Source organism: Isoptericola hypogeus (assembly GCF_039531145.1).
GTDB lineage: Bacteria > Actinomycetota > Actinomycetes > Actinomycetales > Cellulomonadaceae > Isoptericola > Isoptericola hypogeus.
The window spans coordinates 753,643-764,783 of record NZ_BAAAPM010000003.1; the positions used below are offsets into that span (position 1 = coordinate 753,643).

The following is an 11,141-nucleotide window of genomic DNA, read 5'->3' on the forward strand; positions in this document are numbered from 1 at the left end:
CTCACATCCGGAAGAGCCCGAAGCGGGGCCCCGTCGCGTCGGCCGCCGGCAGCGGCGTGCGGGCGCACACGGCGAGCGCCATGCCGAGCACGCGCCGGGTGTCGAGCGGGTCGACGATGCCGTCGTCCCACAGCCGGGCGGTGGCGTGGTACGGGTCGCCGGCCGCCTCGTAGGAGTCCCGGATCGAGGTGCGGAACGCGGCCTCCTCCTCGCCGTCCCACTCCTCGCCGCGGCGCGCGAGCTGCTCGCGCTTGACGGTAGCCAGCACCGACGAGGCCTGCTGGCCGCCCATCACGGAGATCCGCGAGCCCGGCCACGCCCACAGGAAGCGCGGAGAGTACGCCCGCCCGCACATCGCGTAGTTGCCCGCCCCGAACGACCCGCCCACGATGACCGTGAGCTTCGGCACCCGCGTGGTCGCGACGGCGGTGACCATCTTGGCGCCGTCCTTCGCGATGCCGCCGGCCTCGGCGTCCGACCCGACCATGAAGCCCGAGATGTTCTGCAGGAACAGCAGGGGGACGCCGCGCTGGTCGGCGAGCTCGACGAAGTGCGCGCCCTTGAGCGCCGACTCGCGGAACAGGACGCCCGCGTTGGCGAGGATCCCGACAGGGTGCCCGTGGATCCTGGCGAACCCGGTGACCAGGGTGGTGCCGTACTCGGCCTTGAACTCGTGCAGCTCGCTGCCGTCGACCAGCCGCGCGATCACCTCGCGCGGGTCGTAGGGCTGCTGCACGTCGACCGGGACCGCCGCGTACAGCCCCTCGGGGTCGACGGCGGGCTCGCGCGACGGCGCGACGTCCCATGCGGGCTCCGGGTCGGGCGGGAGCGTGGCGACGATGTCGCGCACGATGTCGAGGGCGTGCTCGTCGTCGTCGGCCAGATGGTCGACGACGCCCGAGCGGCGGGCGTGCAGCTCGCCGCCGCCCAGCTCCTCGGCGGTCACCTCTTCGCCGATCGCGGCCTTCACCAGCGGCGGCCCGCCGAGGAAGATCGTGCCCTGGTTCCGCACGATCACGGTCTCGTCGCTCATCGCCGGCACGTACGCCCCGCCCGCGGTGCACGACCCGAGCACGGCCGAGATCTGCGGGATCCGCTCCGCCGACAGCCGGGCCTGGTGGTAGAAGATCCGCCCGAAGTGGTCCCGGTCCGGGAACACCTCGTCCTGCCGCGGCAGGAACGCGCCGCCCGAGTCCACCAGGTACACGCACGGCAGCCGGTTCTCCAGCGCGATCTCCTGAGCCCGCAGGTGCTTCTTCACGGTGATCGGGTGGTAGGTGCCGCCCTTCACCGTGGGGTCGTTGCACACGACCATCACCTGCCGCCCGCTGACCACCCCGACCCCCGCGATCACCCCGGCGCCCGGCCACGCGTCGCGCTGCCCTGAGCCTGTCGAAGGGTCCAGCCCGTGCGCGGCGAGCGGCGCGACCTCGAGGAACGGGGTGCCAGGGTCCAGCAGCCGCGCGACCCGGTCGCGGGGCAGCAGCTTGCCGCGTGACGTGTGCTGGTCGCGGGCGCGCTGGGTGCCGCCGCGGGCCGCGTCGGCGGTGCGCTCGCGCAGCCGGTCCGCGAGCGCCCGCTGGGCCTCGTCGTTGGCGCGGGCGGCGTCGGCGCGCGGGTCGACGGCGCTGGTCAGCACGGTGGTCGGCGTCGTCACGCGGCGCCACCGCCGTTGGTCGAGCTTGTCGAAGCCCGGGTCTCGACAGGCTCGACCGGCGTCGTGAGGATCGCGAGCGCCGGGTCGGTGAGCAGCGCGCCCAGGTCGGCGAGGAAGCGCGCGCCCTGCTCGCCGTCGACCACCCGGTGGTCGAACGTGAGGCTGAGCGTCGTCACCTGGCGCAGCGCGACCTCGCCGGAGTGCTCCCACGGCCGCCGGGCGACCTGCCCGACGCCGAGGATCGCCGACTCCCCCGGGTTGAGGATCGGCGTGCCGCCGTCGACGCCGAAGACGCCGACGTTGGTGATCGTCATCGTGCCGCCGGTCAGCCGCTCGGGGGTGGTGCGCCCGGCGCGGGCCGTCTCGGTGAGCTCCGTGAGGGCGGTCGCGAGACCCGTGAGCGACAGGGTGTCCGCGGCGGGCACGTGCGGCACGACGAGCCCGCGCTCGGTGGCCACCGCGATCCCGAGGTTCACGTGCGCGGGGCGCACGATCTCGGCGCCGCCGCCGGGCAGGTCCTCCCACCGGCCCGTGAGCGCCGGGTGGGCGGGCAGCAGCGCCAGCACGGCTCGGGCCACCAGGGCCAGCACCGTGATCCGCGTGCCGCGCGTCGCCCGGTGCTCGCGCAGTCGGGCGAGCAGCTCCGTGGTCGCCGTGACGTCCACGGTGAGGAACACCGTCGCCTGCGGCGCGGTCGTGACGCTCGCGACCATCGCCGCCGCCGTGTGCTTGCGCACCCCGCGCACGGGGGTGCGGCTCTCGGCCGGCGCGGCGGGGCCGTGCCCGTTCGTGGGCGCGTGCGCCGCGGCCTCGACGTCCTCCCGGGTGATGCGCCCGTGCGGTCCGGTGCCCGTCAGCGTCGCGAGGTCGACGCCGCGCTCGCGCGCCAGCGTCCGGACGACCGGCGTCGAGCGCGGGCGCCCGCCGCCGTCGTCGCGGGTGGCCTGCGCGGACGACGTCGAGTGTGCGGACGCCGAGGCGGCGGTCGCCGCGGCGTAGCGGCGGGGTCGACGACGCGGTCGCCCCGCGCGCTCCGGGCGCGCGCCGTAGCCGACGAGGTTCGGCTCGGGTCCGTCGTCGGCGGTGTCGGCAGCGGCGTCCTCGGTCGCTGTGTCAGCCGCGGTGCTGTCCGTCGGGGCGCCGCCGGTCGCGGCGGCGTCCTGGGTCGCGGCGACGCCTGGGTCCGCGGCGACGTCGGGATCCGCGGCGACGTCGGGGTCCGCGGCCCCGTGCGCGGGTCCTTCGCTCCCGCCCTCGCCGGCCGGAGCGCCGTCGGACAGGTCGAAGGTGATGAGCGGCTCGCCGACCTGCACGACCTGCCCCGGCTCCGCGTGCAGCGTCTGCACCACCCCCGCGACCGGGGACGGCAGCTCCACCAGCGCCTTGGCGGTCTCGACCTCGGCGATCACCTGGTTGAGGACGACAGCGTCGCCGACGTCGACGCGCCACTCGACGACCTCGGACTCCGTCAGCCCCTCGCCCAGGTCGGGCAGCCGGAACTCGCGCGTGGCCATCACGCCCCCACCTCCGTCCGCGCAGTCCCGGCACCCGGGCCCGCGGCCGCGTCCGCCGCGAGCGGCACCCGCCCCAGCACGCGGTCCACGCCGTCCAGGATCCGGTCGAGGTCGGGCACCTGGTGCGTCTCCAGCCGCGCGGGCGGGTAGGGCACGTCGTGCCCGGTGACGCGCACGGGCGGCGCCTCGAGGAACTCGAAGCAGCGCTCGGTGACGGTGGCGGCGATCTCCGCGCCGAGGCCGGCCTGCCGCGGGCCCTCGTGCACGACGACGAGCCGCCCGGTGCGCCGCACCGACGCCTCGACCGCGGCGTGGTCGATCGGCGACAGCGAGCGCAGGTCGATCACCTCGACCGACACCCCCTCGTCCGACGCCGCGACCGCGGCGTCCAGCGCCGTCGCCACGAGGGAGCCGAACGTCACGAGCGTGACGTCGTCGCCCTGTGCCACGACCCGCGCGGTGTCCATCGGCGTCGCCCGGTCGAGGGGCAGGTCGGGGTCGACCTCGCCCTTGAGGTGGTAGCGCCGCTTGGGCTCGAAGAAGACGACGGGGTCGTCGCACGCGACGGCCTGCCGCAGCACGGTCGCGGCGTCCTGCGGCGTCGCGACGCTCACGACCCGCAGCCCCGCGGTGTGCGCGAAGTACGCCTCGGGCGACTCCGAGTGGTGCTCCGCCGCGCCGATCCCGCCCGCGACGGGGATGCGGATGGTGATCGGCAGCGTCACCGCGCCGTTCGTGCGCTTGTGCATCTTGGCGAGCTGGCTGACGATCTGGTCGAACGCGACGTAGACGAAGCCGTCGAACTGGATCTCGACGACCGGCCGGTAGCCGCGGTACGCGAGGCCGATGGCGGTGCCGAGGATGCCGGACTCCGCCAGCGGCGTGTCGACCACGCGGCGCGTGCCGAACTCCGCCTGCAACCCGTCCGTCACCCGGTACACCCCGCCGAGCCGGCCGATGTCCTCGCCGAGGACCATGACGCGCGGGTCGTCGGTCATCGCCCGGCGCAGCCCGGCCCCCAGCGCCTTCGCGAGCGTGAGCGTCGTCGTGGTCATCGGGCACCCCCCTGCCCGGCGGCCCCGGCGTGCTCGCCGTCGGCGCCGTCCGGGAAGGTCGCGAGGTAGCCCGCGTACGCGTCGCGCTCGGCGTCGAGCGAGGCGTGCGGCTCGGCGTACACGTGCTCGAAGATGCGCAGCGGCGGCGGGTCGACGGTGCCGGTGCAGCCGGCGCGCAGCTCCGTCGCCGTGCGGTCGGCGGCCTCGCGGACCCCCTGCTCGGCGTCGTCGGTGAGCGTGCCGCGCGAGCGGAGCCAGGCGGCGAACCGCTCGATCGGGTCGCGGTCGGCCCAGGTCGCGAGCTCGTCGGCGTCGCGGTACTTGGTCGGGTCGTCGGCCGTGGTGTGCGGGCCCATGCGATAGGTGACGGCCTCGATCAGCGTCGCGCCGCCGCCGGTGCGGGCGCGGTGCAGCGCGGCGCGGGTCACGGCGAGCATCGCGAGCACGTCGTTGCCGTCCACCCGCACGCCGGGCAGGCCGAACCCGGCGGCCCGGTCGGCGAGCGGCGTCGGCGACTGCAGCGCCACCGGCTCCGAGATCGCCCACTGGTTGTTCTGGCAGAGGAAGACCACGGGCGTCGCCCACGTCGCGGCGAACACGAACGCCTCGTTGACGTCGCCCTGGCTGATCGCCCCGTCGCCGAAATAGGCGACGGCGGCGGCGGTGCCGCCGTCGGGCACGGAGGCGGGGTCCCGCTCGGCGTCGGCGAGGATGCCGTACGCGTACCCGACGGCGTGCAGCGTCTGCGCCCCGATGATGACCTGCGGCGTCGCCATCCCGACGTCGTAGGGGTTCCAGCCGGACGCCGTCACGCCCCGCCACACCGGCGTGAGCTGCGCCGGGGTGACCCCGCGCACCATGGCGACGGCGTGCTCGCGATAGCTGGAGAAGACGAAGTCGTCGTCGCGCAGGGCGCGGGCCGAGCCCACCTGGGCCGCCTCCTGCCCCAGCAGCGGCGGCCACAGCGCGAGCTCGCCCTGGCGCTGCAGCGCGGTGGCCTCGGCGTCGACGCGGCGCGCCGTGACCATGTCGGAGTACAGGCGCAGCAGGGCCGCGTCCGCCTCGTCGGTGCCGGCGTCGACGTCGGTCAGCCAGCGGTCGAGCTCGGGGTCCGGGTGCCGGACGCCCTTCTCGTCGAGCAGGCCGACCATGATGCCGGTCAGGGCGCCGGACTCGGCGCCGGCCGGTCCGGTCGCGCCGTGCGTCGTGCCTTCGGTCGGGTCGTGCGTCGTGCCGTTCTCGGTGCGTGCTCCGCCCGCTCGTGACAGGTCGTCGCGCGCCACCCCGCCCATGGTGTCGGGCATGGTCGCCTCACCTCGCGTCGTCGCGGGGCTCCTCGTCGAGCCCCGGCTACCGCGAACGTAACGCCGCTCACAGGGCCCGACCAGCACCTTCGCACCCGTTGAGCAGAGTGCTCAGCACCTCCCGGCTAGGCTGACCGATGTGCGCAGCTACGACGCCGTAGACCTGAGACTTCTGACCGCGCTCGCCGACGACCCGCGGGCCACGATCGCCGCCCTGGCCGAGCGCCTGAGGCTGTCGCGCAACACGGTGCACGCCCGCCTCGCGCGGCTCGAGGAGTCCGGCGCCTTCCTCGACTTCGACCGGCGCATCAGCCCTGCGGCGCTCGGCTACCCGCTGACGGCGTTCCTCGAGCTGACCGTGCGGCAGCGGGCGCTGCCCGCGATCGTCGAGCGGCTCGCCGAGATCCCCGAGGTGGTGCAGGCGTACGGGCACAGCGGCGCGGCCGACCTGCGCGTGCACGTCGTGTGCCGGGACACCGACCACCTCTTCCGGATCGACGCCGCGATCCTCGCCATCGACGGCGTCGAACGCACCGAGACGTCGTTGTCCATGGGCGAGCTCATCCCCTACCGCCTCCGGCCCCTCATCGAGCAGGTACGCCGCGAACTCTGAGCGGCACCGACGGGCGCGGGGTCCTGGTTGCAAGAAATCGACAATCCGGTGCAGGAAATGAATTCAACCTTGTCGGTTCGCTGGCCTTCGCCCTAGTCTGTCGCGTGCGGCACCGGCGCCGCCCGGCCTCGAGCCGGCCACCGACAGAGACGAGTCGACGATGACACGCCCTGCAGACAGGCCCGAAGCCACCCGCCTCCGGCGTCACCCCGCGGCCCTGCGCCTGTCCGCGGCCCTGCTGTCCGCCGCCCTGGTCGCGGGCGCCTCCGTCGTCGGGCCCGCCGCGGCCGCGACCGCGCACGACGACGCCGGCGACCCTCCGGCGCCCGTGGTCACCCGCGCCGCGATCGACCCCGACCTGGTCGCCGGGCGCGGCGCCGACGTGGACTTCTTCGAGCAGGAGGCCGAGAACGCCACCACGACGGGCACCGTCCTCGCCCCCGGCCGTGCTGCCTACTCCCTCGCCGCCGAGGCGTCCGGACGGTCGGCCGTCCAGCTCGCCGAAGGTCAGCACGTCGACTTCACGCTCCCCGCGGACGCCGACGCGATCACGGTGCGCTACTCGATCCCGGACGCGCCCGCCGGTGGCGGCATCACCTCGCCGCTCGAGGTGCGCGTCCTGCGCGACCACCACGGCCGGCTCCTGCCGGCGGGCCCCGGACGCACGATGACGCTGACGTCCGAGTACGCCTGGCTGTACAACACCTACCCGTTCACCAACGACCCGCAGGCCGACCTGCTGCAGCCCGACTGGTGGATGACGGAGTGCGGCTGCGTGCCCGGCACCGCCGACCCCGACTGGCTGGTCAAGCCGTTCCGGCCCAGCCACTTCTACGACGAGCAGCGTCTCCTGCTGGGCAAGCGGTACCGGGCGGGCGACGTCGTGCGGCTCAGCGTCCCCCGCGGCGCGGAGGCCGACCTGACGACCGTCGACCTGCTCGACTCCGAGCTCGTGGGCGCCCCGGCCGCGAAGCCGCACGGCGCCGTGAGCGTGCTGTGGTTCGGCGCCGACCCCACCGGGCGGCGCGACTCCGGCGCCGCGTTCCAGCGCGGCGTCGACTGGGCGTCCGCCCACGACCGCGGCCTGTGGATCCCCCCAGGGGTGTTCCGCGTGAACCGGCACGTGATCGTCGACGACGTCACCGTGACGGGCGCCGGGAGCTGGTACTCGATCGTCCGCGGCCGCGAGGTCGAGCTCCCCGAGCCGGCGCCCGATGGCTCGGTGCACACCGGCGTCGGCTTCTACGGAAAGTACGCCGAGGACGGCGGCTCGCACGAGGTGCACCTGTCCGGCTTCGCGATCGTCGGCGACGTGCGCGAACGGATCGACACCGACCAGGTGAACGGCGTCGGCGGCGCCATGAGCGACTCGACGATCTCCGACCTGTACATCCACCGCACCAAGGTGGGCCTGTGGTTCGACGGCCCGATGGCGAACACGCACGTGTCCGACGTCGTCGTCGCGGACCAGATCGGCGACGGCGTGAACTTCCACCGCGGCGTCACCGACTCGTCGGTGACGAACAGCGTCTTCCGCAACACCGGGGACGACGCGATGGCCATGTGGGCGCACGTCGACCAGAACAGCGGCAACAGGTTCGCCCGCAACACCGTGCAGACGCCCGTGCTGGCGAACGGGATCGCGATCTACGGCGGCCGGGACGTCACCGTCGAGGGCAACCTCGTGGCCGACCCCGTGCGCGAGGGCTCCGGCCTGCACGCGGGCGCGCGCTTCGGCGCCGAACCGTTCGAGGGCGCGCTCACCTTCCGCGACAACACGACCGTGCGCGCCGGCGGGCTCGACCTGAACTGGAAGATCGGGCTGGGCGCGATCTGGTTCTACGCGCTGGACCGCAGCATCGACGCGGACGTCACCGTCACGGGCGACCACTACCTCGACAGCACGTACAACGCGATCATGCTCGTCACCGAGTACGGCGTGAAGGACGACCACCGCATCGACGGCCTCCGTTCCGTGACGTCCGCATCGACGGCGCCGGCACGTCGGTGGTGAGCGCCCGGACCGCCGGCGGGGCGTCGTTCGAGAACGTCGACGCGCGGAACGTCGGCTGGGCGGGGGTCAACAACTGCGGGGCGTTCAACTGGGACTTCGAGAACGGCTCGGAGTTCGCGCTCACCGACCTCGGCGGCAACGACGGCCAGACCATCACGCCGTGGGGTGACGGGCCGGCGAGCTGGCTGACCCGCTACACGCCGAACGTCATCAGCTGCAACGACACCCCGCCGGTCGTCGCGCCGCCCGCCCCGTCGCCGTGGTGACACGCGCCGAGGCACGCACTGGTGCACGACCCGCGCGGCGCTCGTAGGCTCACGCCTCATGGACGACCGCCCAGGCCAGCAGCCTGCCGCCCGCCGGACGACCCCGCCGACCGTGACGTTCGTGATGCAGCCCGGCCTGCGCGCCCGGCTGTTCGCCGACGGCGACCTGGAGCGGCTGCGCGGCGTCGCGCAGGTCGAGCCGGAGGTGCTGCACGAGCTCGGCTCGGCGGCGGCCCGCGCCGTGCTCGCCCGGACCGACGTGCTGCTCACCGGCTGGGGCTGCCCGCCCGTCACCCGCGACGTCCTGCGCCACGCGCCGCGGCTGGGCGCCGTCGTGCACGCCGCCGGGTCGGTCAAGGGCCACCTGCCCGACGAGTTCTGGGACGCCGGCCTTCCCGTGAGCACCGCGGCAGACGTCAACGCGATCCCCGTCGCCGAGTACACCGTCGCCACGATCCTGCTGGCCAACAAGCGCATCTGGCCGATCGCCCGCCGGTACGGCGCCGAGCGACGCGCCCAGGACTGGAGCGCCCTGGTCCCGGACGCCGGGAACTACCGGCGCACGGTCGGGGTGGTGGGCGCCTCGAAGATCGGGCGCCGGGTCCTCGGGCTCCTCGCGCCGTTCGAGCTCGACCTGCTCCTCGCCGACCCGTACGTCGACGAGCCCGCTGCCGCGAGCCTGGGGGCCCGGCTCGTCGACCTGGACACGCTGGTCGCCGCCAGCGACGTCGTCTCGCTGCACGCGCCCGCGCTGCCGAAGACGCGGCACCTGATCGACGCCCGCCGACTGGGGATGATGCGCGACGGCGCCACCCTGGTGAACACCGCGCGCGGCTCGCTGGTGGACACGGCGGCGCTCACGGAGGCCGTCGTCGCGGGCCGGCTGCACGCCGTGCTCGACGTGACGACGCCGGAGCTCCTGCCGGCGGACTCGCCGTTGTACGACCACCCGAACGTGCTGCTCACCCCGCACGTCGCCGGCTCGCTCGGCGGGGAGCTGCACCGGCTCGGTGCCTTCGCCGTCGACGAGGTCGCCCGCTGGGTCCGCGGCGAGCCGTTCGCCGCGCCGGTGGACGCCGACCGGCTGGACCGCACGGCCTGAGCCGAACCGGGACGTCACGGGCGACGGACCGAGACCCGACCTGCCGGTGTCCGGCTCGGTGCCGGAGGCGATCTCACGGCACATCTGTGATCTATTGCACATTCCTCAGCCCGCGTCTAGCGTCAGCGCCACCATCCCACCGGAGGAGGCCACCTTGACCGCTCGGATCGCCGGCTCGTCGCGCACGCCCTCAGACCTGACCCGTCGCACCGCCCTCGCCCTGCTCGGGGCGGGCGCCGCCGGCGCGGTCGCCGCCCCCGCCTGGGGCGTCGACGGCCGGCGCCCCGCCACCATGAGCTCGCCCCGCCTCACGCCGTGGGACCGTCAGGTGCTCGCCAAGGTCGACGTCGGCAACGCCCTCGACCACCTCCACCACCTGACCGAACGGATCGGCCAGCGCTACAGCGGCACCCCCGCCGAGGGGCGCGCCGCCCGCTACCTCGCCGGCGTCCTCGACGACTACGGGTACGACGTCGAGACCCCGTCGTTCGCGGTGCCCGACCGGTATCTCGGCGAGATCCGCTCCCCCGCCCTCGACGACACCCTGTGCTGGGGCGTCGGCGCGGCCTCGGCCGGTGCCATGGACGCCCAGGTCTCGGGTCCGCTGCTCGTCGCCCCGTCCGCCGATCCTCGGGACCTGCCGGCGGACCTCGGCGGGGCGGTCGTGCTCCGGGCGATCGACGTCGCCGACGAGAGCCTCACGACGTTCGCGCAGGTTGCGCAGGAGCGCGGTGCGGGCGCCCTGATCTGGACCCGGATCGACGGCATCGCCCCACGGCAGTCGTCGACGTTCGTCCCTGCGCTCGTCGCCGGCGCGACGCCGGTCACCATCCCCGTCGTCGGCGTCGGCCAGGTGCAGAAGCACGCGCTCCTCGCTTCGGCGGCAGCCGGTCCGGTCACGCTCGACGTCACGACCACCCATCACCGCTCGCTCACGTCGTCCAACGTGATCGGCACGCGGCGCGGGACGGGGATGCCGGGCCGCGTCCGGCCGAAGGTCATGGTGTGCGCCCACTACGACTCGGTCATCGGCGCGAAGGGTGCCAACGACGACGGTTCGGGGACCGTGCTGACCCTGGAGCTGGCCCGGGCGCTGCGCCGGGTGCCGGTCGAGGCCGATCTCCAGTTCGCGCTCTGGGGCTCCGAGGAGGTCGGGCTCGTCGGGTCCCGGAACTACGTGGCGAGCCTCGACGACGACGCTCGCGCCGGCATCCGCGGGGTGTTCAACAACGACATGGTCGGCACGAGCTGGGACCCGGCCGAGCGCTACTGGGTGCTGTCGTACGACGGCCAGCCCAACGTGGTCAACGCTGAGGTGCTCGCCGCCGGCCGGCGCCTCGGGTACGACGCGAGGATGAGCGACGTCACGCAGCGCGGCTCCAGCGACCACCAGTCGTTCCAGGAGGTCGGCGTGCCGAGCGGCAACTTCACGTGGCGGGCCGCCGAGAGCCCCGCGCTCCTGGAGCCGCCGTACCACTCCTCGGACGACACGATCGCGCGAAACATCTCGCCCGAGCGGCTCGCGGTGTCGATCGAGATCATCGGCTGCGCGACGTTCGCGCTGGCGCGCGGCTGAGCGTCCTCGTCGTCGAGTTCGAGGCCAACGTTTCGAGTTC

Annotated in this window: 9 protein-coding genes; 5 read left to right on the plus strand and 4 right to left on the minus strand. The window is 74.4% G+C overall.

Going from position 1 to position 11,141, the window contains the following annotated elements; genetic code table 11:
- Position 1: 1 nt before the first annotated feature.
- Genes ABD254_RS05750 through ABD254_RS05765 form a run of 4 tightly spaced genes read right to left on the minus strand, consistent with a single transcriptional unit; the run spans position 2 to position 5,530 of the window.
- The gene (locus ABD254_RS05750; RefSeq protein ID WP_344246500.1) at positions 2 to 1,657 is read right to left on the minus strand and encodes a carboxyl transferase domain-containing protein; all 1,656 of its coding nucleotides are present in this window, start codon (positions 1,655 to 1,657) and stop codon (positions 2 to 4) included.
- The gene (locus ABD254_RS05755; RefSeq protein ID WP_344246502.1) at positions 1,654 to 3,171 is read right to left on the minus strand and encodes a dihydrolipoamide acetyltransferase family protein; all 1,518 of its coding nucleotides are present in this window, start codon (positions 3,169 to 3,171) and stop codon (positions 1,654 to 1,656) included. The genes ABD254_RS05750 and ABD254_RS05755 overlap by 4 nt, the downstream gene beginning before the upstream one ends.
- Positions 3,171 to 4,226, minus strand: coding sequence for an alpha-ketoacid dehydrogenase subunit beta (locus ABD254_RS05760; protein WP_344246504.1), 1,056 nt, complete (start codon positions 4,224 to 4,226; stop codon positions 3,171 to 3,173). Before ABD254_RS05760 ends, ABD254_RS05755 begins: the two co-directional genes overlap by 1 nt.
- Positions 4,223 to 5,530, minus strand: coding sequence for a thiamine pyrophosphate-dependent dehydrogenase E1 component subunit alpha (locus ABD254_RS05765; RefSeq protein WP_344246505.1), 1,308 nt, complete (start codon positions 5,528 to 5,530; stop codon positions 4,223 to 4,225). The genes ABD254_RS05760 and ABD254_RS05765 overlap by 4 nt, the downstream gene beginning before the upstream one ends.
- 139 nt (positions 5,531 to 5,669) lie before the next feature.
- On the opposite strand from ABD254_RS05765, the gene ABD254_RS05770 reads away from it, so the two are divergent.
- From ABD254_RS05770 to ABD254_RS05790, 5 genes are all read left to right on the plus strand, one after another.
- Positions 5,670 to 6,143: an Lrp/AsnC family transcriptional regulator gene (locus ABD254_RS05770; protein WP_344246507.1), complete on the plus strand. Its 474-nt coding sequence runs from the start codon at positions 5,670 to 5,672 to the stop codon at positions 6,141 to 6,143.
- Between the two features lie 160 nt (positions 6,144 to 6,303).
- Entirely contained in the window at positions 6,304 to 8,157 is a 1,854-nt protein-coding gene (locus ABD254_RS05775) for a glycosyl hydrolase family 28-related protein (RefSeq protein ID WP_344246509.1), read from the plus strand.
- On the plus strand, positions 8,154 to 8,423 hold the full coding sequence (locus tag ABD254_RS05780) for a hypothetical protein (protein ID WP_344246511.1): 270 nt from the start codon (positions 8,154 to 8,156) through the stop codon (positions 8,421 to 8,423). The genes ABD254_RS05775 and ABD254_RS05780 overlap by 4 nt, the downstream gene beginning before the upstream one ends.
- A 58-nt stretch (positions 8,424 to 8,481) precedes the next feature.
- Positions 8,482 to 9,525, plus strand: a complete 1,044-nt coding sequence (locus tag ABD254_RS05785; protein WP_344246514.1) for a hydroxyacid dehydrogenase — start codon at positions 8,482 to 8,484, stop codon at positions 9,523 to 9,525.
- Between the two features lie 154 nt (positions 9,526 to 9,679).
- The gene (locus ABD254_RS05790) at positions 9,680 to 11,101 is read left to right on the plus strand and encodes a M28 family peptidase (protein WP_344246516.1); all 1,422 of its coding nucleotides are present in this window, start codon (positions 9,680 to 9,682) and stop codon (positions 11,099 to 11,101) included.
- Positions 11,102 to 11,141 lie beyond the last annotated feature (40 nt).

Bases quoted from the DNA above. Each gene is read 5' to 3' on its own strand.
- ABD254_RS05765 (WP_344246505.1), bottom strand. From the start codon at position 5,530: ATGCCCGACACCATGGGCGGGGTGGCGCGCGACGACCTGTCACGAGCG.
- ABD254_RS05760 (WP_344246504.1), bottom strand. From the start codon at position 4,226: ATGACCACGACGACGCTCACGCTCGCGAAGGCGCTGGGGGCCGGGCTG.
- ABD254_RS05755 (WP_344246502.1), bottom strand. From the start codon at position 3,171: ATGGCCACGCGCGAGTTCCGGCTGCCCGACCTGGGCGAGGGGCTGACG.
- ABD254_RS05785 (WP_344246514.1), top strand. From the start codon at position 8,482: ATGGACGACCGCCCAGGCCAGCAGCCTGCCGCCCGCCGGACGACCCCG.
- ABD254_RS05775 (WP_344246509.1), top strand. From the start codon at position 6,304: ATGACACGCCCTGCAGACAGGCCCGAAGCCACCCGCCTCCGGCGTCAC.